The sequence below is a fragment of the Serratia sp. NGAS9 genome, assembly GCF_009905295.1.
GTDB classification, from domain to species: domain Bacteria; phylum Pseudomonadota; class Gammaproteobacteria; order Enterobacterales; family Enterobacteriaceae; genus Serratia; species Serratia bockelmannii.
In genome coordinates, this window is record NZ_CP047605.1 from 4,891,286 (window position 1) to 4,907,070 (window position 15,785).

The 15,785-nt window shown below is 64.7% G+C and carries 13 protein-coding genes; 11 read left to right on the forward strand and 2 right to left on the reverse strand.

Annotated elements, in window-relative coordinates:
* The first annotated feature begins 18 nt into the window (after positions 1 to 18).
* The 6 genes from GUC32_RS23215 to GUC32_RS23240 all read left to right on the forward strand — a co-directional run bounded on the left by GUC32_RS23215 (position 19) and on the right by GUC32_RS23240 (position 5,268).
* Positions 19 to 765 carry a molecular chaperone gene (locus GUC32_RS23215; protein ID WP_049294961.1) on the forward strand — a complete coding sequence of 249 codons (747 nt, stop codon included), beginning with the start codon at positions 19 to 21 and terminating at the stop codon, positions 763 to 765.
* Positions 766 to 776: 11 nt separating this feature from the next.
* Positions 777 to 1,388, forward strand: coding sequence for a fimbrial protein (locus GUC32_RS23220; protein ID WP_369435456.1), 612 nt, complete (start codon positions 777 to 779; stop codon positions 1,386 to 1,388).
* Positions 1,389 to 1,402: 14 nt separating this feature from the next.
* Positions 1,403 to 2,407 (forward strand): fimbrial protein, encoded by a 1,005-nt coding sequence (locus GUC32_RS23225; RefSeq protein WP_043139022.1) that lies wholly within the window; start codon positions 1,403 to 1,405, stop codon positions 2,405 to 2,407.
* Between the two features lie 18 nt (positions 2,408 to 2,425).
* Entirely contained in the window at positions 2,426 to 2,962 is a 537-nt protein-coding gene (locus GUC32_RS23230) for a fimbrial protein (protein WP_025304591.1), read from the forward strand.
* A gap of 109 nt (positions 2,963 to 3,071) precedes the next feature.
* Positions 3,072 to 3,695, forward strand: a complete 624-nt coding sequence (locus GUC32_RS23235; RefSeq protein WP_043139025.1) for a LuxR family transcriptional regulator — start codon at positions 3,072 to 3,074, stop codon at positions 3,693 to 3,695.
* Between the two features lie 79 nt (positions 3,696 to 3,774).
* The gene (locus tag GUC32_RS23240; protein WP_334274091.1) at positions 3,775 to 5,268 is read left to right on the forward strand and encodes a PLP-dependent aminotransferase family protein; all 1,494 of its coding nucleotides are present in this window, start codon (positions 3,775 to 3,777) and stop codon (positions 5,266 to 5,268) included.
* On the opposite strand, the gene GUC32_RS23245 is transcribed toward GUC32_RS23240, so the two are convergent.
* Positions 5,265 to 6,179 (reverse strand): DMT family transporter, encoded by a 915-nt coding sequence (locus tag GUC32_RS23245; RefSeq protein ID WP_049205608.1) that lies wholly within the window; start codon positions 6,177 to 6,179, stop codon positions 5,265 to 5,267. The genes GUC32_RS23240 and GUC32_RS23245 overlap by 4 nt on opposite strands.
* 297 nt (positions 6,180 to 6,476) lie before the next feature.
* Here GUC32_RS23245 and GUC32_RS23250 point away from each other — a divergent pair, with 297 nt between their 5' ends.
* Genes GUC32_RS23250 through GUC32_RS23260 form a run of 3 tightly spaced genes read left to right on the forward strand, consistent with a single transcriptional unit; the run spans position 6,477 to position 12,849 of the window.
* On the forward strand, positions 6,477 to 7,715 hold the full coding sequence (locus tag GUC32_RS23250; RefSeq protein ID WP_369435457.1) for an SrfA family protein: 1,239 nt from the start codon (positions 6,477 to 6,479) through the stop codon (positions 7,713 to 7,715).
* Positions 7,715 to 10,660 carry a virulence factor SrfB gene (locus GUC32_RS23255; protein WP_369435786.1) on the forward strand — a complete coding sequence of 982 codons (2,946 nt, stop codon included), beginning with the start codon at positions 7,715 to 7,717 and terminating at the stop codon, positions 10,658 to 10,660. The genes GUC32_RS23250 and GUC32_RS23255 overlap by 1 nt, the downstream gene beginning before the upstream one ends.
* Positions 10,657 to 12,849 carry a virulence factor SrfC family protein gene (locus tag GUC32_RS23260; protein WP_193402979.1) on the forward strand — a complete coding sequence of 731 codons (2,193 nt, stop codon included), beginning with the start codon at positions 10,657 to 10,659 and terminating at the stop codon, positions 12,847 to 12,849. The genes GUC32_RS23255 and GUC32_RS23260 overlap by 4 nt, the downstream gene beginning before the upstream one ends.
* A gap of 32 nt (positions 12,850 to 12,881) precedes the next feature.
* On the opposite strand, the gene GUC32_RS23265 is transcribed toward GUC32_RS23260, so the two are convergent.
* Positions 12,882 to 13,781, reverse strand: a complete 900-nt coding sequence (locus GUC32_RS23265) for a LysR substrate-binding domain-containing protein (RefSeq protein ID WP_025304598.1) — start codon at positions 13,779 to 13,781, stop codon at positions 12,882 to 12,884.
* A 141-nt stretch (positions 13,782 to 13,922) separates the two neighbouring features.
* Between GUC32_RS23265 and GUC32_RS23270 the strand changes: the two genes are divergently transcribed.
* Together GUC32_RS23270 and GUC32_RS23275 are read left to right on the forward strand one after the other, a co-directional pair.
* Positions 13,923 to 14,933, forward strand: coding sequence for an aldo/keto reductase (locus GUC32_RS23270; RefSeq protein ID WP_197811498.1), 1,011 nt, complete (start codon positions 13,923 to 13,925; stop codon positions 14,931 to 14,933).
* A 53-nt stretch (positions 14,934 to 14,986) separates the two neighbouring features.
* Entirely contained in the window at positions 14,987 to 15,784 is a 798-nt protein-coding gene (locus GUC32_RS23275) for an SDR family NAD(P)-dependent oxidoreductase (protein WP_369435458.1), read from the forward strand.
* Position 15,785 lies beyond the last annotated feature (1 nt).

A 15,785-nucleotide genomic window follows, 5' to 3' on the forward strand; every position in this document is an offset into this window, starting at 1 on the left:
ACGCTGAGAAATAATGACATGAACACACACCCGATAACGCTACTGACCGCCGCCGGCCTGGCCCTGAGCGCCGTACTGCCTACCGCCGACGCGGCGATATCGCTGGATCGCACGCGCGCCGTCTATGTGAGCGACGCCAAATCGATCAGCCTGAATATCGTCAATGAAAACAAAGAGCTGCCCTTCCTGGCGCAGTCCTGGCTGGAGAACGAGCAGCACCAGAAAATCACCTCGCCGCTGGTGGTGCTGCCGCCGTTGCAGCGCGTGGAGCCAAGCGAGCGCAGCGTGGTACGCATCACCAAGACGCCGGAGGCGGATCGCCTGCCGCAGGATCGCGAGTCGGTGTTCTACTTCAACCTGCGCGAAATTCCGCCGAAAAGCACCAAAACCAACGTGATGCAGCTGGCGCTGCAAACGCAGATCAAGCTGTTCTACCGGCCGAAGGCCATCGTCGCGCCCAAGGGCCAGGTGTGGCAGGAAAAGCTGGTATTCCGTAAAAGCGGCGGCGCTATCTCCGTCGATAACCCGACGCCGTTTTACATCACCCTGACCGGCATGACGCGGCAGACGCAAAAACAGGGCGGTGGCGCGATCGGCGGTTTTCAGCCGCTGATGCTGAAGCCGAAATCCAGCGAAAGCCTCAAGCTGCACGATACCGGCATGAACAGCTTCGTCATCACCTACATCAACGACTACGGCGGCCACCCCGAACTGCGCTTCGCCTGCAACGGCAGCGTTTGCACCGCCGTGCCCGAGAAAAAATAAGGAGGTCCAGCATGGCTGAATTCACCGATCGACTGCGCCCGCTGCTGCTCGGCGCACTGCTGTGCGGCGGCAGCGCGATGGCGGCAACGCCGCTGGGCGTGATCGAAGGCACCACCGGCACCGTCAGCTTTCACGGCGGCCTGCTCAGCTCCCCCTGCAGCCTGACGCCGGACAGCCGGGATCAGTCCGTCGATCTGGGCGACGTCAGCGCACGCGACTTCCGCAACGCCGGCGATCGCAGCGCGCCGGTGCGTTTTCGCCTCTCGTTCCGCAACTGCCTGCTGGGCGCGCGCGCGCTGGCGGATAACCCGGCCGGCCCGCGCAACGGCGACGCCGGCCGCCTCTACCTGCAGGGTGAGCAGGCCGCCACGCTGGTATTTCTTGGCGAAAGCGACGTCGACAACCCGTCGTTGCTGAAGCTGAACGGCGGCGTACAGGGCATCGGCCTGCGGCTGCAAGACCAGCAGGGCCAGGTGCTGGAGCTGAATCAGCGCAGCCGCCCTTACATTCTGCAGCCCGGCAGCAACACTCTGTGGTTCAGCGCCAGCGTGGAATCCACCCAGCGGGCGGTGATGGCCGCCGGGTTCGCCGCCATGGCGCACATTCAGGTGATTTACCTGTGAGGCTCGAGAACGCGATGAAAACACAACTGACCAAACTCTGCCTGCCGCTGGCGATCGCACTGGCGGCCCCCGCCGCCTGGGCCAACGGCTACGTCACGCCGGACGGCGGCCCCAAACAGTTCTATATCGACCTCAATCAAAGCAACATCACCAACCAGGTAGGGTTCACCAAACTGTTTCCCTATGATCTGGGCGGCACCTATACCGGCAAGGTGTACTGCGATACCCCTATTCCCACCAGCCCGCACTTTTACAAGTCGGATTCGGCGTTGCCCCCCTCCGACTACGGCAACGGCTATTTAAAACTGAATGACTTTTTGGATTTAAAAGCCGAGGTTTGGATTGCCGGCAACAAGAATGCCTACGTCACCGTGCCTTTTTACAACGAATCGAATTTGCTGAGCCAACACCGTTGCCAGCCGCCGTACTTACAGGTCAACAACTACGGCAGCGGTTCCAAAGGCAAGATCACTTTCCGGGTGCGCAAAAAGATCATTAACGGCGTCGAGATTAACGATCGGCAGATCATCGAGATGTACGGCCGCCTCGGCTCGACCGACGGCGGTTTCGGCCCCAATCCGATGGCGCAGGTGTTTATCCAGTCCGCGATCCTCTATGTACCGGATAAATGCGTGGTGAACGAAGGCCAGCTGATTAACGTCGAGTTCGGCGAGATCGGCGGCAGCGATCTCAACGGTTCGAATTATCCGCAGAGCATTCCGGTGCGCTTCCAGTGCGAGGGCGGCAGCTTCGAAGACGGCACGCTGAACATCAAGCTGGCGGTGTCGGGCACGGCGGCCGCCTTCAGCAACGAGGTGTTCAAAACCGACAAGAACGATCTCGGCATCCGGCTGACGCACAACGGCCAGTTGGTTATCCCGAATGAGTTTTACCCGGTGCCGAACATCGGCAACGGCGGCTCCTGGAACCTGGTGGCGGCGCCGTTCGCCAACGGCGGCGCAGAGATCGGCGAAGGGGAATTCAACGCATCGGCCACCATCGTGGCGGCATTCCAGTAACCGAGGGAGGAACGGAAAATGCGTCTACGCGCTTTAGCGCTGCTGAGCTGCGCGCCCTGGTGGGTTGCCATACCGGCGGCGGCGAACACCGAGCTTATCGGCGCGCCGGTGCAGTTCCACGGCACCGTGGTGAGCCGCCCGTGCAATATCGAACCGCAGTCCGCCGATCAGCTGGTGGAGATGGGCACGGTGATCGTCAAAACCCTGTACCGCTACGGCCACACCACGCCGGTGCCGTTCAGCATCAAGCTGACCGACTGCAAGACCACGGTGTTCAAATCCGTCAGCGTGACCTTCAGCGGCACCGAAGACGGAGAGCTGCCGGGCAAGCTGGCGATCAACAACGGCGCGAACGGCGCCGCCATCGCCCTGTTCGATCATCAGGGAGCGGACATCGACCTGAATAAGGCCACCAGTGCCGTCGCGCTGCAAAACGGCCCCAACAGCCTGAACTTCACCGCCTATGTGCAGGGGCAGCCGAGCGCGATCCAGAACCAAAGCATTACCGAAGGCGAATTCACGTCCGTCGCCAATTTTGTGCTGGCGTACCAATAAGCCCGCACCACCCCAGGGAAATCAGGAAAACGACCGGCGCGCGAACGCCGGCAATGGGCCGTCACCGTTCGCTCCGGCGCGGTGCCACGGCCCTTTTAAGGAGCCACCCATGCCAGATATTCGCTTCACGCTGTTCGACAGCGATAACTTCTACCAGCAGGGGCTGCGTCTGCTGCTGCAGGACTATCTGCACTCCCTGAACGAATGCCAGCGTCTGTACCCGCAGTTCTCGCCGCTGGCGCTGCAGGCGTTGGATAACATCGAAATCGTGTTTCGCACGCCGGAAGAGCGCTGGGGTTGCGCCTGCTGCTACCAGAGCGCCTACGGCATCCCGCGCCAGCGGCAGCTGACCCTGCTGATCCTCGACGACACGACCCAGCAACAGGTGAAAAACCTGCCGCCGCTGTTCAGCATCCATCGGCGCGATTCGGCCTATGCCATCCGTCTCAAGCTGCAGATGGCGCTGGAAAAGTTCATCCAGCATCCGTGGGTGGCGCTGCACGCCGCCGGCCTGTGGAAATGCCAGGCCTGCCGCATCGCCGCGCTCAGCCACTGCGAAAAAAAGGTGCTGGGTTTGATGAGCAGCGGCATGTCCGCCTGCAGCATCGCCGGCCTGCTGCAGCGCAGCCAGAAAACCATCAGCGCCCATAAGCGTTCGGCGATGCGCAAGCTTAACGTGCGTAAAAACAGCGAGTTGAATAAGGTGCTGCTGAATCAGCGGGGGCTAAGCTGAGCGACAACAGGCTCGCGAGTGATATCAGAGTGGTTTACTCTGAATACTCATTTTTGTACTGCAAAGCGAGCCGGAATACATGCCCAGAACAGCCCAAGTCGTTGACGTCCCCGCCCTCGGCGAGATTGACCGCCAGGCGGGGCAGCTTAGCCACCAGCTGGCGCAGGCCCTGCGCCGGGCAATCCACAAAGGCGATCTGAAAGCGGGCGATCTGCTGCCTTCGACACGCCGGCTGTCGGCGGCGCTGAATCTGGCGCGCGGCACGGTATTGGAGGCCTTTGCTCAGCTGACGGCGGAAGGCTTTCTCGAACCGCAGCCCGGTTCCGGCACCCGGGTTGCCCACTATCAGGCGCCGCGCCGCACGCCACGCGCCACGGTACAGGCGAGTTCGGCGGTAGCGGTTCCGCTTTCTTCACAGGCGCAGCATCTGGCGCGCTTCGCCGCCCAGGTGCGGGCGCTGCCGCCGGTGCCGTTCACCGTCTCGGTGCCGATCGGCGATACCGCGCCCGACGATGTCTGGCGGCGGCTCGGCAACCGCATCCGGGCGCGCGGCCCCGGCGCCCCGTCGGGCTACGGCGATCCGCTGGGCGCGTTGCCGCTGCGCGAAGCCATCTGCGACTATGTGCGCCGTTCCCGCTCGGTAAATTGCACGCCGCAGCAAATCCTCATCACCGCCGGCACCCAGCAAGGACTGTATCTGGCCGCGCAGATCCTGCTGGACGCCGGCGACAGCGCCTGGGTCGAGGACCCCGCCTACACCGGCATCACCGCCCTTTTTAACAGCCTGTTTCGCGATCGGCACATGATCAGGGTACCCGTCGCTAACGACGGCATCGACGTCGCCGCCGGCGTGCGCCTGGCCGCCGACGCCCGAGCCGCCTTTGTCACGCCGTCGCATCAATACCCGCTGGGCATGCCGATGAGCATGGCGAAACGAAGCGCCCTGCTGGCCTGGGCCAAAGAGCGGCAGGCCTGGATCGTGGAAGACGATTACGACAGCGAGATGCGCTACGCCGGCCACCCGTTCCCCTCGCTACAAGGGTTGGCGCCCGAGCGGACGCTTTATCTCGGCACCTTCAGCAAGGTGCTGTTCCCTTCGCTGCGGCTGGGTTACGCCATCGTGCCGCCGCCGCTGGTCGACGCCTTTTGCGGCGCCCGGATCCTGATGGATCGTCACCCGCCCAGCGCGGATCAACACGTACTGGCCGCCTTTATCGCCGAAGGGTATCTCGACCGGCATATCCGCAAAATGCGCGGCGTCTACGCCGAGAAACGCCGGGTGCTGATCGAGGCGATCAACACGCATATCCCCGCCGATTTGGCGGTAGTGCAGCCCTGCGATCAGGGCATGCACATGGTGCTGTGGCTGAGGAAAGATCTCGATGACGTGCGGGTCGCCCAGTGCGCCAACGAAGCCGGGTTGGCGCTGCGGGCGGTGTCGCCGATGTATGCGCCCGGCCACGGTGAGCCGGGTCTGGTGCTGGGATTGGGCGGTTACCATGAACGCCAGGTACAGCAGGCGGTGAAACGGCTCGGCGAAGTGATCCTGGCCTGCGCCGGCAGCGGCGCCTAGCGGGAAAAACGCTTGGCGCCGAACACGCAAACCACCACGCCGGCCATCACGGCGATCATCATCGGCTGAACGGTTTCCTGCAGCAGCCAGGCCGCCAGCATCAGGCCGAAGAACGGCTGCAGCAGCTGCAGCTGCCCGACGGCGGCGATGCCGCCCTGCGCCAGGCCGCGATACCAGAAGATAAACCCAATCCACATGCTGAACACCGAGACGTACACCAGCGACAGCCAGGCGGCACCGCTGACGGCAGGCCAAGTGGCCGGCGCCGCCCACCACGCCGCCACCAGCGTCAACGGCAAGGCGACCACCAGCGCCCAGGAGATCACCTGCCAGCCACCGATCCGGCGCGACAGCACCGCCCCTTCGGCATAACCCAGACCGCACAGCAGCACCGCGCCGATCATCAGCGCATCCCCCTGCCAGGCACCGCCGCTTTCCTGGCTCAGCGCGAACGCCCCCACCAGCGCGGCCCCGATACCGGAAAAGGCCCAAAAAGCGGGCTTGGGCCGCTCTCCGCCGCGCAAGACGCCAAAACCGGCGGTCGCCAGCGGCAGCAGGCCGATATACACCAGCGAATGCGCCGAGGTGGTGTGCTGCAGCGCCAGCGCCGTCAGCAGCGGGAAGCCGATGACCACGCCGAGCGCCACAAACAGCAGTGGCGGCAAATCGGCCCGCGTCGGCCGCGCCTGGCGGGTGATCAGCAACGCGCACAGGGCCAGCAAGGCGGCGATCGCCGCCCTGACCGCCGTCAGAAACAGCGGATCGAGCTCCAGTACCGCCACCCGCGTGGCGGGCAGCGAGCCGCTGAAGATAATCATGCCGAGGAAGCCGTTCATCCAGCCCTGGGCGGAATGCCCGACAACGGGATGAGCGGGGGTAACAACGAGAGTTTTTTCAGACTGACTGTCCATGATGCGAACGCTCCGCACGCCTGAGGCATACCGAAATCGGCAACCCGCGAGGCGAGGTCATAGTGAAAGAGAACAGCATTCCCCGGCGTCGCTTGCCGGGGCTGCGTTCTATTTTTCAGATAAAGCGGTTCACGGACAGGTCCAGATAGCGAGATTTTCACTGTGCCGGTTGCCAAAGCGCGCCGCTAACGCCAGAGAAGGGCGTTTTTCGGGCTGTCCTTGGCCGTTTGACGGCACTGCCTGCGGGGTATCATGGACTTTTATGCGTTTTTGCAGAACAGGACAAGGTGCGGTGCCGTGGTGAAACCCTTCTTACGCAGTGGCAGTTTGGATGATGTGCTCGCTTTAGGCGAGAACGGGCAACCGATCTACGCCTGCGCGCAGCAGCTGCGGGAAACCCTGCGTCTTCGCCGGCATCCGCAGGCCGCCGACTGTCTGGCGATCCCCCAGCCGAACGAAAGCGGCACCCGCATCGACTGGTATGCGCCCTTCCCGGGAAAGGTGACCTCCTGGCTGGCGGCAAGCGACGCCCAGCGCGCGCAGGCGGTGCGCCACCTGGAACACTGTCTGGCGACCTTCCGCAGCCTGACGGAACAGACCCGGGCGACCGATCATCCCAGCCACCGCCTGTTCGGCGCGCTGCTGGCCAAAGCGATGCATATTCCCGATCCCAACCACGTCTACCTGGTAGACGACCGACCGGTGCTGACCTTTTGGGGCTTTATCAAACCGCAGGCGCAGAGCCCGGACGATCCGTTAGCCTGCCTGCGCCCGCTCGAATCGGAAGTGGAAAAACCGGCGCCGATCGCCGCCGCACCACGCAAGCCGGCCGTTGTTGAACCGGCAAAACCAACACCGGCCGCCGAGCCTGAACCGGTGCTCGCTCCGGCGGCCCCCGTCGAATCCCCTGCCGTCGTGCGCCCGCGTCGGCGCCACGCGCTGTGGCTGTTACCGGTACTGCTGTTAGGCAGTGCGGCGCTGGCCGCCTGGCTGCACCGCTCACCGACGCCGCAACCGGCGATGCCGGCTGAGGTGCACCCTCCGGCACCACCGGAAAAAACCGCCGCGCCATTGCCTAAGCTGCGCTTGCCGCTGGCGCACGCCACGCTGATGCCGCCGCCCCCGGCGCCGACCATCCCGCAACCGCTGGACAAAAATGCGCTGGTGCTGCCACCCGAGGCGGTGAAGGCTGGCTCCACCCGTTTCCTTAACGGCAAATGGCGCGCCACGGTGGCGCTGAAAGATCCGATCACCGGCAAACGCCCCAGCCTGCAATACCACCTGAACGCGGGCAAAGGCAACGCCATCATCGCCTACGGCGACGGCGTCACCTGTCGGGTCGCGGTCGAAGCCGGCCTGATGCAGTCCGGCAATCTGGTGATCAACAGCCGCACCAAGGCGCGCTGCAGCGACGGCAGCCGCTATCAGATCCCGGAAATCGTCTGCCGCCAAGGCGAGACCGGCGCGGCGGAGTGCACCGGCCGCTACGATGCGGACACCACCTATCCCATGACGTTCAAGCGCGAGAGTAAATGATGCTGGCCCCCCTTACTGACTACAAACACGGCGTTACGCTGATTCAGGACAGCGGCATTCAGTTTCTGGACTTTGCCCTGACGCCGCGGCTGGACGCCGAGTTTCCCGGCAAATTCGTGCGCAAGACCGCCAGCGGCCCGCTGCTGCGCCTGCAATGGGAGGCCGAGAGCGGCAAATACCAGTTGCCGGCCGTGGGCGACCAGGCCGCCGAAGTGGTACGGCCGGAGTTCAGCTACCCGCTGCAGCAGTCGCTGCGCCTGCTGGATAAGCTCTGGCTGCCGTTGCCGTTCCTGCGCTACACCACCTCGGGAATGTTTTTATCGGGCCCGGATAACTGGGCACGTCTGCAGGTGGTGCAGTTGGATGAGCCGGATCAGGACGGTAACCTGCTGCGCGTGGTGCTGGCCTTCGACACCCGCGCCGCCGCGCCCGGCCAGGAAGCATTGGCGCCGGGCGAAAGCGATCTCGGCACCGGGCTGAACTTCACGCTGGCGCACCGCAACCACGAGCTGGGCGAGTTCCTCGATCTGACCTGGGTGGACGGCTGGCTGCGCGAGGCGTTCAGCCAGCGCGCCACCGAGCGGGAACAGCGCGCCGAGGCGGAGATCAACGCCGGGCTGAAAACCTTCGAGTATCAGGCGCACTACCTCAACCTGTTGCACATGCTCGGCCATCAGCTGACGGTGCCGCAGATAAAAATGGTGACGGCGACGCTGCAACAACCGGCGATCGACGTCGATCTGGTGCTGGACGTCGGCAATTCTCACACCTGCGGCGTGCTGGTCGAGGACCATCCGGAAGAGAGCAACGGCCTGAAGCAAACCTATGAGCTGCAGCTGCGCTCGCTTTCCGAACCGCATCAGGTCTACAACGAACTGTTCGAGAGCCGGGTGGAGTTTTCTCGGGCCGCGTTCGGCAAGCCGCATCTGTCCTTCCAGAGCGGACGCGACGATGCCTTCCAATGGCCGTCCATCACCCGCGTCGGCCATGAAGCCGCGCAATTGGCGCAGCGACGCGAAGGGCATGAAGGCACCACCGGCATCTCCAGCCCACGGCGTTATCTGTGGGACGAGGAGCGCTATGCGCCCGGCTGGCGCTTCAACGAGCGGAACGAGCCGATGGCCGCCGCCGCGCCGTTGACCACCCTGATCAACGATGAGGGCGTGCCGCTGTCCGCCCTGCCGACGGCCGAACGGCTGCCGGTGTTCGCCGCCCATTACAGCCGCAGTGCGGTGATGAGCCTGATGTTGAGCGAGCTGTTGGCGCAGGCGCTGATGCAGATCAACAGCATCGCCCAACGCAGCCGCATGCCGAACGCCACCGCGCCGCGCCGTTTACGCGCCATCATCCTGACGCTGCCTTCGGCGATGCCGAAGCCGGAGCGCGAGATCTTCCGCCGCCGCATGCAGGAAGCGATTGGGCTGGTATGGAAAGCCCTCGGCTGGCACCCGCAGGATGCGCCGTTCAACGGCGAGCACACCCGCTTCCCGGCGCCGCAGGTGCAGATCGAGTGGGACGAAGCCACCTGCGGCCAGATGGTCTATCTGTACAACGAAACCCAGGTGAACTTCGCCGGCCGCACCGACGCCTTCTTCGCCGCCATGGCGCGGCCCGATCGGCCGCTGGCGCCGGGTGAACAGCCCGGCAAGACGTTGCGCATCGCCTCCATCGACATCGGCGGCGGCACCACCGATCTGGCGATCACGCACTACTCGCTCGATGACGGCGTAGGCAACAACATCAAAATCAACCCGCGCCTGCTGTTCCGCGAGGGCTTTAAGGTCGCCGGCGACGATATCTTGCTGGACATCATCCAGCAGTTTGTCCTGCCCGCCGTGCAACAGGCGTTCGAGGCCGCCGGCGTGAACGCCGCCGCGGCACTGATGGACAAACTGTTCGGCAACGAAGGGCGCATGGACGGGCTTTCCACCCTGCGTCAGCAGGCCGCGCTGCAGATCTTCATGCCCGCCGGGCGCGCGCTGCTCGGTGCCTATGAGCAGTACGATCCGCTGGACAGCCGGGCGGAAATCGCCGCCAACCTCGGCGATCTGCTGCCGCAGCCGCCGACGCCGCAGGTGCTGGCGTTTATCAACGGCGAAGTGCAGCGCGAAGCCGACAGCGACGCCTTCGATATTCTGCACACCCCGCTGGTGACCCGCCTGGCCGATCTGCACGCCGCCTTCTTGTCCGATCGCATCGGCATCGGCCGCTGCCTGCGCCTGCTGGCCGAAGTGGTGGCGCTGTATACCTGCGACGTGCTGCTGCTGACCGGCCGCCCGGCGCGTTTCCCCGGCGTGCAGGCGCTGCTGCGCCACCTGCAGCCGCTGCCCGCCAGCCGCATTCTGCCGCTCGAGGGCTACCACACCCGCAGTTGGTACCCGTTCAACAAACGCGGCCGCATCGACAACCCGAAATCCACCGCCGCCGTGGGCGCCATGCTGTGCCTGCTGGCGATCGATCTGCGGCTGGAGAGCTTTTACTTCAACGTCGGCGATTTCCAGCCCTACTCCACCATTCGCTATCTGGGCATGCTGGACGGCAACAACATGCTGGCGGACGATAACGTCTATTACCGCGACATCGATCTGGATCGCGCCGATTTCGCGCTCGATCCCGCCGTCAGCTTCCAGCTGCGCGGCCCACTGCGTCTGGGCTTCCGCCAGTTGGACAACGAACGTTGGCCGGCCTCCCCGCTCTATACGCTGACCATCAATGACGCCCAGCTGGCGCGCAAGCTGGCCGGCGACGCGGTGATCGGCCTGCGTCTGGCCATCACCGCCAGCGCCGAACAGGGTGCCGAAAGCGTCAAGATCGCGCAGGCGGTGCTGGCCGACGGCAGCCCCGTCCCGGCTCACCACCTGCAACTGAAACTCAATACCCTGGCTGCCAGCGCCTCCGGTGCGACCCACTACTGGATAGACAGCGGGAGCATTTACCCACGATGAAAACGCACACCTTTGCCCCAGCGGCTCCGAATAACGCGCTCAGCGCCGGCATTGTGCAGGCGATCGACTGGGTGGACGCCACACGCCGACAATCCGCCCGCCTGGAGCGGGAAGCCGATCGCCTGACGCTGCGTCTGCGCGGTTGCCATAACCGCGCCGTCCAGTTGGAAAACACCCGGCCTGCGCAGGTCGCCATCGGTTTGTATGGCCACAACGCCGCCGCCAAGGCCCATCTGCTGGCGGCGCTGGCGCCTGGCGCCAAACGCTTCAACGCGGACCTGTCGCTCGCGGTGCGCTACTGCACGGCGGCCGAAACGGGGCCCGCCGATTATCCGATCGCCCTCGCGCTGCTCAACGAAGCGCAGTGGTTGGCCATCACGATCGACGCCGCCGCGATGCGCGGCTTTCGCCCGGACTGGGACGCCCGCGCCATCGCCGGCCATTTGCAAGCGTTGGCGCGCCACCGCCAAGCCGTCGCCCTCGATGGCCTCGATGGCAACGCCGTGCTGGCGCTGTGGGACAACCAACGCCGCCACGGCGGCAAAGAGCAACCCACGCTCGACAGGCACTTCTGGCCGCAGGCCGTGGCGCTGGCGCCGCAGCTGAGCATCGACGATCGCGCGCGCCTGTTTGCACCGCTGTGGGGAGAGGAGGCGACGTTGACGGCGCGTTATCGCCAGCTGGCGCACGCGCTGCATACCCTCGGCGGCAGCCGACAGGTTCATGCCCCGCGCCGCGCGTTGGCGCTGCTGACCGCAAACGCCGTACCGGAAAACGCCACGATCGCCGTCATGACCGAAAACGGCGATGAACGGGAGATCGCACTGAGCGATCTGGCCTGGCTGACCGCCGAAGTGACCACCGTTCTGCCGCAGACGGCGCAGGCGGGCCTGCCCGCCGAGGTGGCGCTGATCGACCTGCCCGGCAGCCGCAGCTGTCCGCAGGCGGAGCCGGCGCAGCGTCTGCAACAGGCAAAGCGCGCCCATTTATTGACCCGCTGCTCGGACGGCCTGCACGCCAATCTGTTGCTGGTAACCGATGCCGCCGCCACGCCGCAGGACGCCGCGCGCGTCGGCCAGGCGCTCGGCGATTGGGTCAACCACACCCAGGGGGAAACCCCGGCGCTGCGCCAACGCCGCAAGCCCGGTTTAATCTGGGCAATCACGCCGTTCGACTCGCGTCAGGAAGGCAAAGCGCGGCCCGACGACGCTGTCCAGCGTCAGGTCGGCGAGCCCGGCGACAGCTGGGCCACGCTGCTGGCGCTGGATGAACAGGACTGTCGCCGCATGGTGAACTACCTGGCCGCTCAGGCGCGTCCGGCCCACAAGCAAGCGCGCCTGCTCGAACAGCGTGAGGAATTGCAGCGCGAGCTGACGGAAAGCCTGCTCGGCAACTGGCTCACCGCCGCCGATCCGCACGCGACGCAGCAACGCGCGCAACAGCTGCTGCGCGCACTGCAGGCACAGGCCGGCCGCCACGGCGAACTGCTGGAGCGGTTGCTACCCCAGCGCGATACGCTGCGCCAGCTTTATCAGCAACAGCAGCACACCGCACCGGCTCCGACGATGGTGCCTTCACCGTTCGGGCTGGATATCGATCTGTTCGGCGAGCAAGACCCTGCGGCGCCCGGCGAGCAGCCCGCATCGCCTTTTGCCGCACGGATCTTCGCAGACTGGGTCAATCATCTGCGTGCGCTGCCGGACAGCCGCCGGTTGCTGGATCTGCTCGGCGTCGAGAAACCACACCTGGAATTGCTGGTCGATGCGCTGATCGGCGCCGCCTGCCGCCTGCAGCTCGACGACGAACTGGAGCGTGCACTGTGCGCCGGGGGCCTGCCGGAACAGGGTGAAGATCGGCAGATCAGTCAGGCGCTGGCGCTACTGGGCGACTTCGTCGCCTGGCTCGGCTTCCCGCGGCGCGATGTGGCAACGCGCCCCGAAAGCCGCGTCAATCCCGGCCAGCCGATCTTTACCCCGCCGCCGCAGCCGGCGGTGGATTGGAGCGGCCAGCAGCGGCTAACCCGGCTGGCGCCGACGCCGACCAAGAATACCGCGTTTTATATCTATGACTGGCTGATCGGCCTGCAAACCCTGCTGGCGGAGAATGCCGCGCAGGCGCAGCCCGCGCTGGCAGACGAGCAGCGCGCCGACCTGGCGGCGATCGTCGCCACCCTGCGCGCTGTGCCGTAGCGGGCGCAATCCGGGCCGGGCGCCGCCGGCGATCAGTGGCAGGCCGGCCCGGCCGACATCACTTCGCGAAAATGGGTGACCAGCGGGCGCAGGTTGGCCTTGTGCCACACTGCCCACAGCTGCGTGGTGTATTGCATCCAGGGCAGCTCGCGCAGCACCACGCCCTGCGGCGCGTTATGCCGCAGGCTGTGCTGGATCAGCGTCATCCCCAACCCGGCGGCGACCAGCCCCAGCGCGGTCAGCGGCTCGCCCGCTTCCAGCCGAATATCCGGATCAAACCCGGCCTTCACGCAGGCCGCCACGAAGTCGTCGCGTGAATGGGCATCCTCTTTGTGGATCACCGAGATCCAGGCCTGATCGGTGAGATCCGCCGGCTGCAGCGTCTCCCTTTCAGCCAGCGGATGCGTCTGCGGCAGGGCCAGCAGCATGCGATCGTCCAACACCTGCGTATAGTCCAAATCCTGATCGTCGCGATCCGGCGCCGTATTGACCAGCGCCACGTCCAGGCTACGCTGCCGCAGCCCTTCGAGCTGCATGGAAGAAGGCTGGCTGTAAAGCACGATGTGCACATCCGGCCGGGACACCCGCAGCGCCCGCAATGCGTTCGACAAAACACCGGAGTGCATCGCATTTTCGATATAGCCGATGCACAGCCCGCCGTCTTCCCCCCGTCCCAGGCGGCGCCCGAGCGACTCAAGCCGGTTGGCGTGCGTCAATAGCGCGCGGGTTTCGGCCAGAAACGTCTGGCCGTCGGCCGTCAGGCGGATGCGCTGCTGATTGCGCTCAAACAGCATCAACCCGAGGCGCTCCTCAAGCTGGGAAATCTGCCTGCTCAGTGGGGACTGGGAAATGTGCAGCCGTTCGGCGGCGCGGCCGACGTGCTCCTCTTCCGCCACCGCGACAAAGTATTTCAACTGACGTAAATCGATCATGTGAGACCTCAAAGGACTTAACTTAGACGAATTATGTCCTATCAAGTCACAACTTGCCACGTTATCTTTAGCCTCGTGACGGGGCAGACAGGTATGAGCCCCATAAGTTTCCCTGAAAAGATAACGTATTGAGGATCGACTATGAGCATCAAAAATATTTTACCCGGCAAGATCGGTTTGGGCGGCGCGCCGCTCGGCAATATGTTCCGCAACATCCCGCAAGAGGACGTGCAAGCCACCGTCAGCGGCGCCTGGGATCTGGGCATCCGCTACTTCGACACCGCGCCGCTCTACGGTTCCGGCCTGTCGGAAATCCGCATGGGTGAAGTGCTGTCGCAATACCCACGTGACGAGTATGTGCTGAGCACCAAAGTGGGCCGCATCATGCTGGACGAAGAAGAAGACACCTCCGCCCGCGATCTGGGTGAGAAAGGCGGTTTGTTCGAACACGGTTTGAAGAACAAGATCGTCAACGACTACTCCGCCGACGCCACGCTGCGTTCCATTGAAGACAGCCTGAAGCGCCTGAAAACCGACCGTCTGGACATCGTCTGGATCCACGATCCGGCCCAGGACTTTTACGGCGACAACTGGATTGAGCAGTTCAACATCGCTCGCACCGGCGCTTTCCGCGCGCTGACCCGTCTGCGTGAAGAAGGGGTGATCAAGGCCTGGGGCCTCGGCGTCAACCGCGTCGAGCCTTGTGAACTGGCGCTGGGCCTGAGCGAAACGCAGCCGGACGCTTTCCTGCTGGCCGGCCGTTACAGCCTGCTGGATCATGAACGCGCCCTGCAGCGTTTGATGCCGGAAGCCCTGGCGAGCAACGTCGACATCGTCGTCGGCGGCCCTTACAACTCTGGCGTGCTGGCCGGCGGCGAGCACTACGAATACCAGAAAGCGTCTCCGGCGGTGTTGGCGAAAGTGGCGCAAATCAAGGCGATCGCCGCTCGCTTCCAGGTCGACGTCAAAGCCGCCGCGCTGCAGTTCGCGCTGGCTAACCCGGCGGTGGCCGCCGTGATCCCCGGTTCGAGCCGCCCTGGCCGCATGGCCGAAGATCTGGCTGCGCTGGACGCCGTTATCCCGGCTGAATTCTGGGCCGAAATGCGCCGTCAGAAACTGGTGGCCGACAACGCGCCGTTGCCGACTCGTTAAGTTTTATGGGGCCACATGGCCCCATTACCCCCATTAACTCGATGAGATACATGATGAAACTGGATCTTTCAGGCAAAGTCGCCGTCGTCAGCGGCTCCACCTCCGGCATCGGCCTCGGCATCGCGCGCGGGCTCGCCAAAACGGGCGCCACCGTCGTGATCGTCGGCCGTCAGAAAACCGGGGTCGATCACGCCATCGCCGACATCAGCGCCAACGTGCCCGGCGCGCAGGTACGCGGCGTGGTCGCGGATCTCGGGACGGAACAAGGGGCTGCTACCCTGTTCTCCGCGGAACCGAAAGCCGATGTGCTGATCAACAACCTGGGCATTTTCAACGATAAAGACTTCTTTACCGTGCCCGACAGCGAGTGGATGCACTTCTATAACGTTAACGTCCTCTCGGGCGTGCGTCTGGCGCGCCACTATGCGCAGTGCATGACTGAACAGGGTTGGGGACGCATTATTTTCGTGTCGTCCGAATCCGGCGTCGCCATCCCGGCGGACATGATCAACTACGGCGTCACCAAAAGCGCCAACCTGGCGGTGTCTCACGGCCTGGCGAAACGCCTCGCCGGCACCGGTGTGACGGTCAACGCCATCCTGCCGGGGCCAACCTTTACCGAAGGCCTGCAAGAAATGCTGGCGGATGCGGCGGCCAAATCCGGGCGCAGCGCACGCGATCAGGCCGACGAGTTCGTTAAAACCGAACGCCCAAGCTCCATCATTCAGCGCGCGGCGGACGTCGATGAAGTGGCCAACCTGGCCGTTTACCTCGCGTCTCCGCTGTCTTCGGCCACCACCGGCGCGGCGCTGCGCGTTGACGGCGGCGTCGTAGATACGCTGGCAATGTAAC